The organism is Acinetobacter guerrae (assembly GCF_009372255.1).
GTDB lineage: Bacteria > Pseudomonadota > Gammaproteobacteria > Pseudomonadales > Moraxellaceae > Acinetobacter > Acinetobacter guerrae.
In genome coordinates this window covers 38,990-53,797 of sequence record NZ_LXGN01000060.1, presented here as the reverse complement: position 1 = coordinate 53,797, position 14,808 = coordinate 38,990, and the positions used below count along the sequence as shown (strand labels likewise).

Sequence of the window (14,808 nt, the reverse complement as noted above, 5' to 3'; positions counted from 1 at the left end):
TGACAATGTGCAATGTCAAGTTTACCCCATTTATCACATTTTCTTATCACTTGAGGACAACTTTTAAAATTTGCATAAAAAAAGATCGGTATATAACCGATCTTTTTTTTGAATAATGATCTTATTCTGCTGAAGTGTTAACTTCACGGTCTACGAGTTCAACGTAAGCCATTGGCGCTGCATCACCAGCACGAAAGCCCGCTTTAAGAACACGTAGATAACCGCCGTTACGTTCTTTGTAACGAGGGCCAAGTACGGTAAATAACTTACCTACAGTTGCAGCTGAACGAGTACGAGCAAACGCCAAACGACGGTTTGCTACTGTATCGTTTTTTGCTAGAGTGATTAAAGGCTCAGCAACACGACGTAATTCTTTTGCTTTAGGCACAGTTGTTTTAATCAACTCATGTTCAAACAAAGAATTCGCCAAGTTTTGAAACATCGCTTTACGATGGCTGCTTGTACGGCCTAATTTCACACCACTATTACGATGACGCATGGTGATAGTCCTACTTAATTAACGGCTACGATAGGCAAAACGATCGTCCATGCGTAAACTAGCAGGTGGCCAGTTTTCTAAACGCATGCCGAGTTGCAAGCCTTTCGAAGCTAAAACATCTTTAATCTCAGTCAACGATTTTTTACCTAAGTTAGGAGTTTTTAACAACTCAACTTCAGTACGTTGAACAAGATCACCAATGTAGTAAATATTTTCTGCCTTCAAACAGTTAGCAGAACGAACAGTAAGCTCTAGATCATCTACTGGACGAAGCAAGATTGGGTCAACTTCTTCACGAGGTTCTTGAGCCACTGGAGCTTGATCTTTCTGAAGATCAACAAAAATTGCAATTTGTTGTTGCAAGATTGTTGCCGCTTTGCGGATTGCTTCTTCAGGATCAACAGTACCATTGGTTTCAAGATCAATGACCAGTTTATCAAGGTCAGTACGTTGTTCTACACGCGCATTTTCAACGGTATAAGAAACACGTTTAATTGGGCTATAAGATGCATCTAACTGTAGACGACCTACAGGACGCGTTTCACCTTCAGGGAAACGTGAGTCAGATGTCTCATAACCACGACCTTGAGAAACTTTCAGGCGCATTTTAATTGAACCTGAAGCACTCAATGTGCCGATCAAATGCTCTGAGTTAACCACTTCAACATTATGAGGCAAACGAAGATCCGCGGCAGTAATATCGCCAGGACCTTGTTTTTCCAATGTTAAATATGCTTCATTTTGATCGAACAGCTTAATAGACAATCCTTTTAGGTTCAGCAAGAGCTCGACGATGTCCTGCTGCAAGCCTTCTAAAGTACTGTACTCGTGCTCGACGCCTTCTATTTCTACTTCAACCACAGCAGCGCCAGGCAAAGAAGACAATAGAATGCGACGTAAAGCATTACCTAGAGTATGGCCAAAACCACGCTCTAAAGGTTCCAGAATCACTTTTGCCGAGGTCCCGCTCACCGCTTCGACCTTGATCGCTTGCGGAGTTAGAAACTCGTTTGCAGTACGCGTCATTTATTGCTACCTCAAGGATTATTTAGAATACAATTCTACAATCAAGCTTTCGTTGATTTCAGCAGGTAGATCAGAACGATCTGGTGCAGCTTTGAACGTACCTTCAAACTTAGAATGATCAACTTCCATCCAAGCAGGAATACCACGTTGAGCAGCTAATTCAATTGCGTTTTTGATACGTAATTGTTGTTTAGCACCTTCATGTACTGCAATCACATCACCCGCTTTTACTTGAATAGACGCAATGTTAACACGACGGCCATTTAAAGTAATAGAACGGTGAGATACGAGCTGACGAGCTTCTGCACGTGTAGAACCAAAACCCATGCGATAAACTACGTTATCAAGGCGGCTTTCAAGCAATTTCAACAAGTTTTCACCTGTTGCACCTTTTACACGAGCAGCTTCTTTATAGTAATTACTAAATTGACGCTCTAAAACTCCGTACATACGACGTACTTTTTGTTTTTCACGTAATTGTAGTGAATACTCAGATTGCTTACCGCGAGCTTGGCCATGTTGACCAGGCGCTTTAGCATGTTTTTTAGTTTTGACGTCAAACGGTTTAACGCCAGATTTTAATTGCAGGTCTGTCCCTTCGCGGCGAGAGAGTTTGCATTTTGGACCAATATAACGAGCCATGAATGTTTCTCCTTACACGCGACGTTTTTTAGGTGGACGGCAACCGTTGTGAGGGATTGGAGTCACATCGGTAATGCTGTTGATCTTATAACCCACTGCGCCTAATGCACGAACCGCAGACTCACGACCTGGACCAGGACCTTTTACAAGGACGTCTAGGTTTTTCAAACCGTAATCCAAAGCTGCTTTACCAGCAACTTCAGCAGCTACCTGAGCAGCAAACGGAGTTGATTTACGTGAACCACGGAAGCCTTGTCCACCTGAGGTGGCCCAAGCCAATGCATTACCTTGACGATCGGTAATCGTAACAATGGTGTTATTAAAAGACGCGTGAATGTGTGCAACACCTTCAGAGACGGTACGAGTGACCTTCTTGCGTGTGCGAGTATCTTTAGCCATCTTTTAGCTTCCAGAAATCTTACTTTTTAATCGGTTTGCGCGGACCTTTACGGGTACGTGCGTTAGTTTTGGTGCGTTGTCCACGGACAGGCAAGCTGCGACGATGACGAAGACCGCGGTAGCAGCCCAAATCCATTAAACGTTTAATGTTCATGGAAATTTCACGACGTAAATCACCTTCGGTCGGAACCTTGGCAACTTCTGCGCGAATCGCATCAAGCTGAGCATCATCCAACTCACGGATTTTTGTTGTTGGTGCAATACCTACAGCAGCTAAGATATTCTTAGATGTGTGGCGACCAATACCAAAAATATAAGTAAGTGAGATAACAGCATGCTTGTTATCCGGAATGTTTACACCGGCAATACGAGCCATTCACTTTTCTCCAAAAAGGCAGTAGATAAATCAACCGCCCCACAAAAAAACTTTGAGGGGCGGATATTAACCTAATTCGCCTACTGAAATCAACAGGTCTTGATCAGATTAACCTTGACGCTGCTTATGACGAGGTTCTGCGCTGCAAATCACGCGAATAACCCCATTACGACGGATAACTTTACAGCTACCACAAATTTTCTTTACAGAAGCTTGTACTTTCATGATGAAACCTCTAAGTGCGCTTATCCCTTAGGATGAGCAGTCGTTTTTCTCATTAACGTTTGATTGTCATACTGATGCGAAGTTAGGTGAGCTTGAAGCTGCGCCATAAAATCCATCACAACAACGACAACAATTAACAACGATGTACCACCGAGATGAAATGGAATTCCAAATGAACTTTGCAGAATCATTGGCATTAAACACACAACAGTAATATAAATCGCGCCAATAAAAGTCAAACGATTAAGAATATGATCCAAATAACGAGCCGTTTGCTCACCTGGGCGTATACCAGGTACATATGCACCGCTACGTTTTAAATTTTCTGACACTTCTTTTGGGCTGAAAACCAGCGCTGTATAGAAATAACAGAAGAAAATAATCAACGTACCGAAAAGCATGAGATATAACGGCTGTCCAGGCGATAACACGAGTGCCAAATCTTGCAGAGCACGTTTTACAATCCCTGCATTTGGATCAGCACTTCCTAGCCATTGACCTAAACTCGCTGGAAATAACAACAGTGAGCTAGCGAAAATTGCCGGAATTACACCCGCCATATTGATTTTTAATGGCAAATGCGTTTGCTGTGCAGTAAATACGCGACGGCCTTGCTGCTTTTGTGCATAGTTCACTGGAATTCGACGCTGTGCTTTTTCAATAAAAACAATCGCAGCAAGTACTGCAAGTGATAATAAAGCAAATACAGCCATTCCAATTAAACTGCCCTGACCATTTTGTACAGAGGTAAAACCTTGAATCACCTGATTTGGTAATCCAGCGACAATCCCTGCAAAAATAATCATAGAGATACCATTACCAATACCACGTTCGGTAATTTGCTCTCCAAGCCACATCAAAAACATAGTCCCAGCAACTAATGAAGCCACTGCCGGAACATAAAATGCCAGACCTGAAGTCAAGGTAATACCCTGACTAATCAAGCCTGCACACATCCCTACCCCCTGCACTAAAGCAAGAAATAAGGTGCCGTAACGTGTATATTGATTGATTTTACGTTTGCCTTGCTCGCCTTCTTTCTTCAAAGCTTCTAGCGAAGGAACAACCGTTGACATCAACTGCACGATGATCGATGCAGAAATGTACGGCATAATACCCAATGCCAGAATTGACATACGTTCTAATGCACCGCCAGAGAACATATTAAATAAACCCAAGAATGTTCCTTCATTGGCTTTAAAAAAACGGGCTAGCGCTACATTATCAATACCCGGCAACGGAATATGCGCTCCTAGTCGAAAGACCAACAATGCACCAACCAAGAACATTAATCGGCGAATAATTTCACGATATTTCACATGAAACGGTTGTCCTTTCATCATGTTGACATGACCTGAAGAACTAGGAGACATAGCCACTCGGTATTACTCCTCGACTTTACCGCCAGCTGCTTCAATTGCAGCCTTAGCGCCTTTAGTCAAAGCAACACCTTGCACTGTAAACGCGCGAGTTACTTCACCAGAAAGAACAACACGTGCACGAACTTGGTCACGACGAACAACGTTCGCAGCTTTTAAAGTTTCTAGTGAAACAATGTCACCTTCAACTTTAGCAAGTTCAGACAAGCGTACTTCCGCAGTTTTCAATGCGATTTGGCTAGTGAAGCCGAATTTAGGCAAACGACGATAAATCGCAGTTTGACCGCCTTCAAAGCCTGGACGAACGCCACCACTTTTACGTGATTTTTGGCCTTTAACACCGCGGCCACCTGTTTTACCAACGCCAGAACCGATACCACGACCCAAGCGACGATTTTCACGCTTTGCACCTTCAGCAGGTGAAAGTTCATTTAAACGCAGAGTCATGGCTTATTCCTCTACACTAACCATATAGTAGACTTTGTTGATCATACCACGGTTAGAAGGCGTGTCTTGCACTTCTACAGTATGACCAATACGACGCAGACCTAAACCTTGAAGGCAAAGTTTGTGATTTTTCAAACGATGCGAAGCAGATTTAGTCTGGGTAACTTTAATCGTTTTCATGATTGATTACCCTTGAATTTGTTCTACTGAAAGACCACGTTTTGCAGCAACTTTCTCAGGAGAAGTCATATCACGCAAACCTTTAAAAGTCGCGTTTACAACGTTCGCAGCATTCGTAGAACCATAACATTTAGCAAGTACGTTATGTACACCAGCAGCTTCCAAAACGGCACGCATAGCACCACCAGCAATTACGCCAGTACCTTCAGAAGCAGGTTGCATGTATACACGGCTTGCACCATGACGAGCATTCACAGGGTGTTGTAAAGTAGTACCAGCAAGGTCTACAGTAATCATGTTACGACGAGCAGCTTCAAGTGCTTTAGAAATAGCAGCTGGAACTTCACGAGCTTTACCACGACCGAAACCTACACGACCATTACCATCGCCCACAACTGTCAATGCTGTGAAAGAGAAGATACGACCACCCTTAACAACTTTGGCTACACGGTCAACGGCAACCAGCTTTTCAACAAGACCTTCGTTTTGTTCAACTTTAGCCATGATTAGAACTCCAAGCCGTTTTCACGAGCAGCATCAGCCAAGGCTTTGATACGACCATGATATTTAAAACCAGAACGGTCAAATGCAACTTTAGTTACACCAGCAGCTTTCGCACGCTCTGCGATTAAAGCACCTACTTTAGTAGCTGCGTCTACGTTACCAGTTGAACCGCTACGTAAAGATGCATCCAAAGTAGAAGCTTGCGCTAATACTTTGCCACCATCTGCGGAAATCACTTGAGCATAGATGTGACGCGGTGTGCGGTTTACACACAGGCGAGTCGCACCCAATGCACGAATGTGCAAGCGTGTGCTTTTCGCACGACGCAAACGGGATTGTTTCTTTTCGTTCATAAGAACCTCGCGCCTTATTTCTTCTTAGCTTCTTTACGAAGAACAACTTCGTTCGAGTAACGAACACCTTTACCTTTATACGGCTCTGGCGGACGATAACCACGGATTTCAGAAGCAACTTGACCAAGTAACTGCTTATCTGCTGACTTCAAAATAATTTCAGTTGCAGTTGGAGTTTCAGCAGTTACGCCTTCAGGAAGGTTGTAATCGATTGGGTGAGAAAAACCTAGGTTAAGGTTTACAACTGTACCTTTAACCGCAGCTTTATAACCAACACCAATAAGTTGCAACTTACGTTCGAAGCCTTCACTTACGCCTTTTACAAGGTTGTTAAGCACAGCGCGAGCAGTACCAGCTTGCATCCAAGCGTCTTTCGACTCTTTAGCAGGAGCTAGTTGAAGTTTACCTTCTTCCTGTTTTAGCTCGACCAGCGCATGCAGGTTGAAAGACAATGTACCTTTAGTGCCTTTCACTTCGACCTGCCGGCCGTTCTGAGTAACTGTTACACCGTTAGGTACAGTTACTGGGGCTTTAGCCACACGAGACATGAGGAATCACCTATTAAGAAACAAAAGCAATAACTTCACCACCGACGCCTGCAGCACGTGCAGCGCGATCAGTCATGATGCCTTTGCTTGTAGAAACAATTGCAATACCCAAACCTTGCTTAACGCTTGGAAGTTTATCTTTACCGCGATATTGGCGTAAACCTGGACGGCTTACACGCTTCACAGTTTCGATAACTGGTTTGCCTTCAAAATATTTTAACGTAATAGTCAAAGTAGCTTTTGCTTCTTCTTGAGCAACTTCTACGTTTGAAATATAACCTTCTTGTTGAAGAACGTTGGCAATTGCAACTTTCAACTTAGAAGACGGCATAGAAACTGATTGTTTCTTTGCCATTTGTGCGTTACGAACACGTGTTAGCATGTCGGCAACGGTATCTTGCATACTCATTTAGTTGCTCCTTACCAGCTTGCCTTAACAACGCCAGGTACATCACCCTGCATTACTGTGTCACGTAATTTGTTACGGCTTAGACCGAACTTACGGAAGTAACCATGAGGACGACCTGTTAAACCACAACGGTTACGAAGACGTACTGGAGATGCGTTACGTGGCAATGCCTGTAACTTTAATGTCGCTTGAAAACGCTCTTCATCACTTGCATTTACGTTGGCAATAATTGCTTTTAATTCAGCACGTTTTGCAGCGTATTTAGCAACTGTTTTTTCGCGTTTCAACTCGCGATTAACCATACTTTTCTTAGCCATATCGACCTCTTATTTGAACGGGAAGCCGAATGCACGCATAAGCGCACGGCCTTCGTCATCGGTGCGAGCAGTCGTAGTAATAGTAATATCCATACCACGAATACGATCAATCTTGTCAAAATCGATTTCAGGGAAAACGATTTGCTCTTTCAAACCCATCGAGTAATTACCGCGACCGTCAAAAGATTTCGCTGAGAAACCACGGAAGTCACGGATACGCGGGATTGCGATTGAGATCAAACGATCCAAAAATTCGTACATTTGCTCGCCACGCAAGGTCACTTTACAACCAATTGGCCAACCATCACGGATTTTAAAACCAGCGATTGATTTACGCGCAAGCGTAACTACTGGCTTTTGACCAGCAATTAAAGTCATATCAGCAACAGCGCCATCTAATAATTTCTTATCAGTTGCAGCTGCGCCTACACCCATGTTAAGGGTGATTTTTGTAATGCGAGGAATCTCCATTACATTCTTAATGCTAAGATCCTGTTGTAACTTAGCTTTAAGTTCTTCGTTGTAACGTGTTTTAAGTCTGGCCATTGCCGTATCAACCTATTACTTCGCTGTCGCCACTGATTCACCATTTGACTTATAAACGCGAGTTTTCACGCCATTTTCGTCAATCTGGTAACCAACACGATCAGCCTTTTGGGTTGTAGCATTTAAAATTGCCACGTTTGAGATATGAAGCGAAGCTTCCTGAGTAACAATGCCGCCTTCAGCGCCAGTTACACGGTTCGGCTTTTGATGCTTCTTCACTAAGTTAAGGCCTTCAACCTTAACACGGTCTTCAGAAACAGACAGAACAGTACCCTGTTTGCCTTTTTCTTTACCTGCGATCACGATAACCGTATCGCCTTTTTTAATCTTAGCCATGATTGCCTCTTATAGAACTTCAGGAGCCAATGAAATGATTTTCATGAACTGTTCAGTACGAAGTTCACGAGTCACTGGTCCGAAAATACGAGTGGCAATCGGAGCTTTATTGTTGTTTAACAATACAGCTGCATTGTCATCAAAACGGATCACAGAACCGTCTGGACGACGAATACCAAACTTAGTACGTACCACAACAGCATTCATCACGTCGCCCTTTTTAACACGGCCACGTGGAATTGCTTCTTTAACAGTAACTTTAATAATGTCGCCAACAGAAGCATAACGACGATGTGAACCACCTAGTACTTTAATACATTGTACGCGGCGTGCACCACTATTGTCTGCTACGTCGAGCATACTTTCGGTTTGAATCATTGCCCTACTCCAAAACCGAGCAACACCGGTCGCAATTTCGAAAGGCTCAAAGAGTACTCGAAATTGACCGATGATGCAACAAGAACGTAATTACTCAGCAGCTACTTCAACTACTTCCACTAAAGTCCAAGCTTTAGTTTTAGAAATTGGGCGGCTTTCTTTAATGGTCACTAGGTCGCCAAGTTTAGCAACGTTGTTCTCATCATGAGCGTGTAATTTAGTTGAACGGCGGATTGATTTGCCATACAACGGGTGTTGAACGCGGCGTTCAATAAGTACAACAATAGACTTGTCCATTTTGTCGCTTACAACTTTGCCGGTTAACGTGCGGACTGTTTTTTCACTCATTGTCCGTTCCCCTGTTTTTCGGTAAGGAGTGTCTTGATACGAGCGATAGTTTTACGAGCAATTTGCACTTCGTGCGATTTACCCAATTGACCAGTCGCTTTAGCCATACGAAGACGGAATTGGTTAAGCTGTTGCTCATCAAGCAACGCCTTCAACTCTTCTACCGATTTTTCACGTAGATCTTTAGTTTTCATTACATTACCGTCCGAGTCACGATAGTGGTTTTAAACGGAAGTTTAGCAGCAGCAAGCTTGAAAGCTTCAGTTGCTAATTCATCGTTCACACCTTCAATTTCGTACAGGATCTTACCTGGCTTGATCTCACAAACCCAGTATTCCACATTACCTTTACCGTTACCCATACGAACTTCTAATGGTTTTTCGGTAATTGGTTTGTCAGGGAATACACGGATGAAGATTTTACCACCACGCTTAATACGACGGCTAATAGTACGACGCGCAGCTTCGATCTGACGCGCAGTCATACGACCACGTTCAGTCGCTTTAATCGCAATCGAACCAAATGATACTGTACTACCACGATGCGCTAGACCAGTGTTACGGCCTTTGTGCATTTTACGGAATTTGGTACGTTTAGGTTGCAACATGGATTATTCTCCCTTGTCAGCAGCACGGTCATTACGACGTCCACGACGCTGTTCTTGACCTTCACCACGACCACGACCGCGTTTAGCTGGACGATCTTCAGCAGGAGCAGGGTTCATGACTTGTTTCATGCCACCTAAAATCTCACCACGGAAAATCCAGACTTTAACACCAATCGTACCGTAAGTCGTTTCTGCACGCATAGTAGCATAGTCGATGTCTGCACGAAGCGTATGCAAAGGTACACGACCTTCACGATACCACTCAGTACGCGCAATCTCTGCACCACCTAAACGGCCTGAAACTTCAACTTTGATACCTTTAGCACCAGCACGCATTGTGTTTTGAACCGCACGCTTCATAGCACGACGGAACATTACACGCTTTTCTAATTGAGAAGCGATTGCTTCAGCAACTAAACGCGCATCTAAGTCTGGGCGATCGATTTCGTTGATGCTTACTTGCGCAGGAACACCCATAATATTGGTAAGTTCGCGCTGTAATTTTTCAATGTCTTCGCCTTTTTTACCGATAACGATACCAGGACGAGCTGTGCTAATTGTTACTTTAGCAGCACCTGTCGGACGTTCGATAAGAATGTTGCTGACCATCGCGCTCTTAAGTTTTTTAGTTAAAAACTCACGAACTTGAAGATCTTTAAGCAAATATTCAGCGTATTGTTTCGGACTCGCATACCAGTTAGCGTTATGACGTTTCACAACACCTAGGCGGATACCGATTGGATGAACCTTCTGACCCATATCAAACCCCTACCTTAACGGTGATGTGACAAGTACGCTTAGTAATACGATCTGCACGGCCTTTAGCACGTGGCATAATACGTTTCAGGCTAACGCCTTCATCAACGTAAATCGTAGAAACTTTAAGGTCGTCTACATCTAAACTGTTATTGTGTTCAGCATTTGCAATTGCAGATTCCAAAGCTTTTTTCACTAAAACGGCAGCTTTTTTATTGCTGAAGTTTAAGATATTAAGCGCGTGAGCAACAGACTTGCCACGGATTAGATCTGCAACCAAACGTGCTTTTTGTGCCGAGATAGCGGCACCGCGTAATTTAGCAGTTACTTCCATCATGACACCCATTAACGTTTAGATTTCTTGTCAACACCGTGACCACGATAGGTACGAGTTGGCGCGAATTCACCGAGTTTATGACCAACCATATGCTCAGTGATAATAACTGGAACATGGTTACGACCATTGTGAACAGAAATTGTTAAACCAACAAAATCTGGAAGAATCATTGAGCGACGAGACCAAGTTTTGATCGGCTTACGGTTATTAGCAGCAACAGCAGCTTCAACCTTAGCGAACAAATGCGCGTCGACGAATGGACCTTTTTTTAATGAACGAGGCATTAGTCAGATTCCTTTACTTGACGCGACGATCGCGGATAATCATCTTAGTCGTACGCTTATTGGTACGAGTCTTGTACCCTTTCGCTTTTTGACCCCATGGGCTTACAGGTTGGATACCTTTATTACGCCCTTCACCACCACCGTGTGGGTGGTCAACTGGGTTCATCGCCATACCACGAACGGTAGGACGAACACCACGCCAGCGCGCAGCACCAGCTTTACCCAATGAACGAAGGTTGCTTTCTTGGTTAGAAACTTCACCAATAACAGCACGGCATTCAACATGTACTTTACGCATCTCGCCTGAACGTAGACGAATGATTGCGTAAGAACCATCACGACCTAACAACTGAACTGATGTACCAGCAGAACGTGCAATTTGAGCACCTTTACCGATTTTAAGTTCAACGTTATGTAGTGTAGAACCAATAGGCATATTACGAAGTGGCAAGCAGTTACCTGGACGAATTGGAGCATCGTTACCAGATTGAACTTTATCACCCGCACGCAAACCTTTAGGCGCAATGATATAACGACGCTCACCGTCAGCATATTTCAACAAAGCAATATGCGCTGTACGGTTAGGATCGTACTCAATGCGTTCTACAGTTGCAGGAACGCTATCTTTGTTACGTTTAAAGTCAACGATACGGTAGTTTTGTTTATGTCCACCACCAACGTGACGAGTCGTAATGTGACCGTTGTTATTACGACCACCAGTACGTTTTTTAGCTTCAACCAACGGTGCATAAGGCGCGCCTTTGTGAAGATGGTCATGAACCACTTTCTCTACAAAGCGACGTCCTGGAGACGTTGGCTTACATTTTTGAATCGGCATAATTTTCGTCCTTATTCCGCTGCGCTTTCAGCGGTATCGCCCAAGTCAGCCATTTCAACATCTTGGCCAGCTTTCAGGGTGACGTATGCTTTTTTAACATCAGAACGACGTCCTAATGTTTTACCAAAGCGCTTAGTCTTACCTTTAGTAATAGTTGTGTTAACTTTAACAACTTCTACACCAAATAGTTGTTCTACTGCTTTTTTAACTTCAAGCTTAGTTGCATTGATATCAACTTTAAATACTTGAACACCAGCAGTATCACCTAAAACTTGTGCCTTTTCTGAGAAGACCGGTCCTTTTAGGACTTGATAGATACGTTCGTTGTTCATCCGAGTTCTACCTCAATTTTCTTAGCAGCAGCTACAGACATGACAACTTTATCAAACGCGATCAAGCTAACAGGATCGATTGCAGCAGCATCTACCACATCAACGTGTGGAAGGTTACGTGCAGCAAGATATAAGTTCTCATCTACAGCATCAGTCACGATAAGTGCACGAGCTGCATTCAAGTCGTTAAGTTTTGCAAGCAATTCTTTAGTTTTAGGAGCTGCAACAGCAAACTCTTCAACCAATACAAGACGATCCTGACGAACAAGTTCAGCTAGGATACATTGCATTGCACCGCGGTACATTTTGCGGTTTACTTTTTGAGACCAGTCTTGTGGACGAGCAGCAAATGTTTTACCACCGCCAACCCAGATTGGGCTACGAATAGAACCAGCACGAGCGCGACCAGTACCTTTTTGACGGAATGGCTTTTTACCGCCACCAGATACTTCAGCACGTGATTTTTGAGCACGAGTACCTTGACGGCCGCCAGCTAAATAAGCTGTAACCACTTGATGTACAAGAGCTTCGTTAAACTCACGTCCAAAAGCAACTTCAGACAACTCAACAGCAGAGCCGGAAACAGTTTTTAAATTCACGTTATTTCCCCTCAGGCCTTGATCGTAGGACGAACGATAACGTCGCCACCAGTAGCACCAGGAATCGCACCTTTAACAACGAGAACTGAACGCTCTGCGTCGATAGATACAATTTCAAGACCTTGTACTGTTACGCGTTCATCACCTAAGTGACCGGCCATTTTTTTGCCTTTGAACACGCGCCCAGGAGTTTGGTTTTGACCTGTAGAACCTAAAACACGGTGAGAAACCGAGTTACCATGAGTAGCGTCTTGGGTACGGAAGTTCCAACGTTTAACACCACCTTGGAAACCTTTACCTTTTGATTGACCAGTTACGTCAACAACTTGACCCACTGTGAACAAATCAACACCAATACTACCGCCAACTTCACGGCCTTCAAGCTCAGCTTCAGTCACGCGAAACTCTTTAACCAAACGACCAGCAGCTACACCCGCTTTCGCGAAATGGCCTTTCTGAGCATTGGTTACGCGAGATTCACGACGTTCACCAGTAGTAACTTGAACAGCTTGATAACCATCAGTTTCAAGCGTTTTAATTTGAGTGATACGGTTAGGATCAACCTCAATCACTGTAACAGGCACAGAGACGCCGGCATCTGTAAAGATACGGGTCATACCGCACTTGCGGCCGACTAAACCAATAGCCATGTGTGTAACCTCTAAAAAAGCAGCTTAATTAATGCCAGGCACTAATTAACCCGAAAGCCTTAACCCAATGCGATCTGAACATCAACACCAGCTGCAAGATCCAATTTCATCAATGCATCAACAGTTTTATCTGTTGGTTGAACGATATCGATCAAACGTTTGTAGGTGCGGATTTCGTACTGATCACGCGCATCTTTGTTTACGTGCGGTGAAGTAAGAACGTTGAAGCGTTCGATGCGAGTAGGCATCGGGATTGGACCACACACTTGTGCGCCAGTACGCTTAGCGGTTTCTACGATCTCTTGAGAAGATTGATCAATCAGACGATGATCAAAAGACTTAAGACGGATACGGATTCTCTGGTTAGACATACCAGTAAACTCCAAGCCAAAATATATAAAGAATCACCCTTGACGCACCTCACCTATTGGTAAGTGTCAAAGGCAGTGAAAATCACTAAGGTCACGATCGATGCCGCGACTGTCATGCATTTACTACACTCTTTGCAGTAAATGACCTCACAATTTGAGGGTCGCCCATTATAGCGACTGTCTAAGTCTTATGCAATTCTATTTGTTGATGAATCGTAAAATATCCCTATTTTATTCTTAGCTCTCCTTTATTTTCATTTAATTAAGATGCTTTCAGTACATATTCAATTGCCTGATTGAGTAATTGGTTACCTTCTATAAATTTTGACTGACTGGATTTTTTTAATTGGTTAGGTTGCTGAACATATTCACCATGAAAAATCGCAACTTCATCGTCATTTTCTAAAAATAATTCTAGTGCTTTAGGCGTGATTTCTGGATGAAACTGAAAACCCAAAACATTTTGCCCAATTTGATACATTTGATTACGACAGACTTCGTTTTCTGCTAAATGAATCGCACCCTTTGGAATTTCAAAGGTTTCACTATGCCACTGCATGACATGAAAAGAAGACGGCAAAGGGAAACAGTGTGTTGGTAATGTTGGCACACGATGCACCGTTGTCCATCCCAACTCTTGAAATGTATTTCTACTCACAGCAGCTCCCAACGCATTGGCGATCAATTGCCCCCCCAAACATAATCCAATTGCGGGTTTACCCGAGGCAAGATATCGGCGAATCCAGCGTTTTTCAATTTTTAACCACGGATAGTTAGCCTCATCATTAACACTCATGGTGCCTCCCATAATGATAAGTAGATCTACATCTTCTATTCGGGGCAATGCTTCTATTTCAAGTGTTAAGTCAACAGGTAATGCAAAAAATTCAGTCGCAGTAATTTTTGCTTGATGTGTTTTCAAAAAATCATAACAACTTCCGAACCCTTCACCAGCAATATGCTGAAAATAATGCACTTTTAAATGCGGCTTCATGCACTTAGAACCTATATTGTTGTTGGTATTAGCTAAGTCATAGCAAAAATGAAGCCAACTTTAGAGAAGTTAGTTTGAAATAAAGAAATACTCACAAAAGAGCACAAAAACTAGCGGAATGGATTTAT

At 43.3% G+C, this 14,808-nt stretch carries 28 protein-coding genes and 1 pseudogene; all 29 read right to left on the bottom strand.

Features of this window, described 5'->3' with window-relative positions; all coding sequences use genetic code 11:
- Positions 1–121 precede the first annotated feature (121 nt).
- The 29 genes and pseudogenes from rplQ to A7A69_RS16130 all read right to left on the bottom strand — a co-directional run bounded on the left by rplQ (position 122) and on the right by A7A69_RS16130 (position 14,680).
- Complete coding sequence (rplQ, locus tag A7A69_RS16270; RefSeq protein WP_004924167.1) at positions 122–499, bottom strand: 50S ribosomal protein L17; 378 nt, start codon at positions 497–499, stop codon at positions 122–124.
- A gap of 18 nt (positions 500–517) precedes the next feature.
- A complete protein-coding gene (locus A7A69_RS16265) occupies positions 518–1,525 on the bottom strand; it encodes a DNA-directed RNA polymerase subunit alpha (RefSeq protein WP_120370455.1) in 1,008 nt (335 codons plus the stop codon).
- An 18-nt stretch (positions 1,526–1,543) separates the two neighbouring features.
- Positions 1,544–2,167 carry a 30S ribosomal protein S4 gene (gene rpsD / locus A7A69_RS16260; protein WP_004985367.1) on the bottom strand — a complete coding sequence of 208 codons (624 nt, stop codon included), beginning with the start codon at positions 2,165–2,167 and terminating at the stop codon, positions 1,544–1,546.
- Between the two features lie 12 nt (positions 2,168–2,179).
- Positions 2,180–2,566, bottom strand: coding sequence for a 30S ribosomal protein S11 (rpsK, locus tag A7A69_RS16255; protein WP_001040166.1), 387 nt, complete (start codon positions 2,564–2,566; stop codon positions 2,180–2,182).
- Between the two features lie 19 nt (positions 2,567–2,585).
- The gene (gene rpsM, locus A7A69_RS16250) at positions 2,586–2,942 is read right to left on the bottom strand and encodes a 30S ribosomal protein S13 (RefSeq protein ID WP_004985363.1); all 357 of its coding nucleotides are present in this window, start codon (positions 2,940–2,942) and stop codon (positions 2,586–2,588) included.
- A 108-nt stretch (positions 2,943–3,050) separates the two neighbouring features.
- Positions 3,051–3,167, bottom strand: a complete 117-nt coding sequence (gene rpmJ / locus A7A69_RS16245) for a 50S ribosomal protein L36 (protein WP_000867907.1) — start codon at positions 3,165–3,167, stop codon at positions 3,051–3,053.
- A 20-nt stretch (positions 3,168–3,187) separates the two neighbouring features.
- Complete coding sequence (gene secY / locus A7A69_RS16240; RefSeq protein ID WP_171406783.1) at positions 3,188–4,507, bottom strand: preprotein translocase subunit SecY; 1,320 nt, start codon at positions 4,505–4,507, stop codon at positions 3,188–3,190.
- A 45-nt stretch (positions 4,508–4,552) separates the two neighbouring features.
- Positions 4,553–4,993, bottom strand: coding sequence for a 50S ribosomal protein L15 (rplO, locus tag A7A69_RS16235; protein ID WP_120370457.1), 441 nt, complete (start codon positions 4,991–4,993; stop codon positions 4,553–4,555).
- Between the two features lie 3 nt (positions 4,994–4,996).
- A complete protein-coding gene (rpmD, locus tag A7A69_RS16230) occupies positions 4,997–5,173 on the bottom strand; it encodes a 50S ribosomal protein L30 (protein ID WP_004985357.1) in 177 nt (58 codons plus the stop codon).
- Positions 5,174–5,179: 6 nt separating this feature from the next.
- Complete coding sequence (gene rpsE / locus A7A69_RS16225; protein ID WP_004657688.1) at positions 5,180–5,677, bottom strand: 30S ribosomal protein S5; 498 nt, start codon at positions 5,675–5,677, stop codon at positions 5,180–5,182.
- Positions 5,678–5,679: 2 nt separating this feature from the next.
- Positions 5,680–6,030, bottom strand: a complete 351-nt coding sequence (rplR, locus tag A7A69_RS16220; protein WP_004869518.1) for a 50S ribosomal protein L18 — start codon at positions 6,028–6,030, stop codon at positions 5,680–5,682.
- Positions 6,031–6,044: 14 nt separating this feature from the next.
- Entirely contained in the window at positions 6,045–6,578 is a 534-nt protein-coding gene (gene rplF / locus A7A69_RS16215) for a 50S ribosomal protein L6 (protein ID WP_120370458.1), read from the bottom strand.
- A gap of 13 nt (positions 6,579–6,591) precedes the next feature.
- Positions 6,592–6,987 (bottom strand): 30S ribosomal protein S8, encoded by a 396-nt coding sequence (gene rpsH / locus A7A69_RS16210; RefSeq protein ID WP_120370459.1) that lies wholly within the window; start codon positions 6,985–6,987, stop codon positions 6,592–6,594.
- Between the two features lie 11 nt (positions 6,988–6,998).
- Positions 6,999–7,304 (bottom strand): 30S ribosomal protein S14, encoded by a 306-nt coding sequence (rpsN, locus tag A7A69_RS16205; RefSeq protein ID WP_120370460.1) that lies wholly within the window; start codon positions 7,302–7,304, stop codon positions 6,999–7,001.
- A 9-nt stretch (positions 7,305–7,313) separates the two neighbouring features.
- Positions 7,314–7,850 (bottom strand): 50S ribosomal protein L5, encoded by a 537-nt coding sequence (gene rplE, locus A7A69_RS16200; RefSeq protein ID WP_120370461.1) that lies wholly within the window; start codon positions 7,848–7,850, stop codon positions 7,314–7,316.
- A 15-nt stretch (positions 7,851–7,865) separates the two neighbouring features.
- Complete coding sequence (rplX, locus tag A7A69_RS16195) at positions 7,866–8,186, bottom strand: 50S ribosomal protein L24 (RefSeq protein WP_004985347.1); 321 nt, start codon at positions 8,184–8,186, stop codon at positions 7,866–7,868.
- A 9-nt stretch (positions 8,187–8,195) separates the two neighbouring features.
- The gene (gene rplN / locus A7A69_RS16190; protein WP_004924120.1) at positions 8,196–8,564 is read right to left on the bottom strand and encodes a 50S ribosomal protein L14; all 369 of its coding nucleotides are present in this window, start codon (positions 8,562–8,564) and stop codon (positions 8,196–8,198) included.
- A gap of 90 nt (positions 8,565–8,654) precedes the next feature.
- Complete coding sequence (rpsQ, locus tag A7A69_RS16185) at positions 8,655–8,912, bottom strand: 30S ribosomal protein S17 (protein WP_004924117.1); 258 nt, start codon at positions 8,910–8,912, stop codon at positions 8,655–8,657.
- Entirely contained in the window at positions 8,909–9,106 is a 198-nt protein-coding gene (gene rpmC, locus A7A69_RS16180) for a 50S ribosomal protein L29 (protein WP_000849927.1), read from the bottom strand. The genes rpsQ and rpmC overlap by 4 nt, the downstream gene beginning before the upstream one ends.
- On the bottom strand, positions 9,106–9,519 hold the full coding sequence (gene rplP, locus A7A69_RS16175; protein WP_004985344.1) for a 50S ribosomal protein L16: 414 nt from the start codon (positions 9,517–9,519) through the stop codon (positions 9,106–9,108). Before rplP ends, rpmC begins: the two co-directional genes overlap by 1 nt.
- Positions 9,459–10,278 (bottom strand): annotated as a pseudogene (rpsC, locus tag A7A69_RS16170) (30S ribosomal protein S3). The gene rplP and the pseudogene rpsC overlap by 61 nt, the downstream one beginning before the upstream one ends.
- A gap of 1 nt (position 10,279) precedes the next feature.
- On the bottom strand, positions 10,280–10,609 hold the full coding sequence (gene rplV, locus A7A69_RS16165) for a 50S ribosomal protein L22 (RefSeq protein ID WP_004639524.1): 330 nt from the start codon (positions 10,607–10,609) through the stop codon (positions 10,280–10,282).
- 11 nt (positions 10,610–10,620) lie between these two features.
- The gene (rpsS, locus tag A7A69_RS16160) at positions 10,621–10,896 is read right to left on the bottom strand and encodes a 30S ribosomal protein S19 (protein ID WP_004985338.1); all 276 of its coding nucleotides are present in this window, start codon (positions 10,894–10,896) and stop codon (positions 10,621–10,623) included.
- A 13-nt stretch (positions 10,897–10,909) separates the two neighbouring features.
- Positions 10,910–11,734: a 50S ribosomal protein L2 gene (gene rplB, locus A7A69_RS16155; protein ID WP_120370463.1), complete on the bottom strand. Its 825-nt coding sequence runs from the start codon at positions 11,732–11,734 to the stop codon at positions 10,910–10,912.
- Between the two features lie 11 nt (positions 11,735–11,745).
- A complete protein-coding gene (rplW, locus tag A7A69_RS16150) occupies positions 11,746–12,066 on the bottom strand; it encodes a 50S ribosomal protein L23 (protein WP_004985330.1) in 321 nt (106 codons plus the stop codon).
- A complete protein-coding gene (rplD, locus tag A7A69_RS16145; protein WP_004985328.1) occupies positions 12,063–12,665 on the bottom strand; it encodes a 50S ribosomal protein L4 in 603 nt (200 codons plus the stop codon). The genes rplW and rplD overlap by 4 nt, the downstream gene beginning before the upstream one ends.
- Before the next feature lie 11 nt (positions 12,666–12,676).
- A complete protein-coding gene (gene rplC / locus A7A69_RS16140) occupies positions 12,677–13,315 on the bottom strand; it encodes a 50S ribosomal protein L3 (RefSeq protein ID WP_120370464.1) in 639 nt (212 codons plus the stop codon).
- A 59-nt stretch (positions 13,316–13,374) separates the two neighbouring features.
- Positions 13,375–13,686, bottom strand: coding sequence for a 30S ribosomal protein S10 (gene rpsJ, locus A7A69_RS16135; RefSeq protein WP_004725677.1), 312 nt, complete (start codon positions 13,684–13,686; stop codon positions 13,375–13,377).
- 262 nt (positions 13,687–13,948) lie between these two features.
- Entirely contained in the window at positions 13,949–14,680 is a 732-nt protein-coding gene (locus A7A69_RS16130; RefSeq protein ID WP_120370465.1) for a type 1 glutamine amidotransferase, read from the bottom strand.
- Positions 14,681–14,808: the final 128 nt, after the last annotated feature.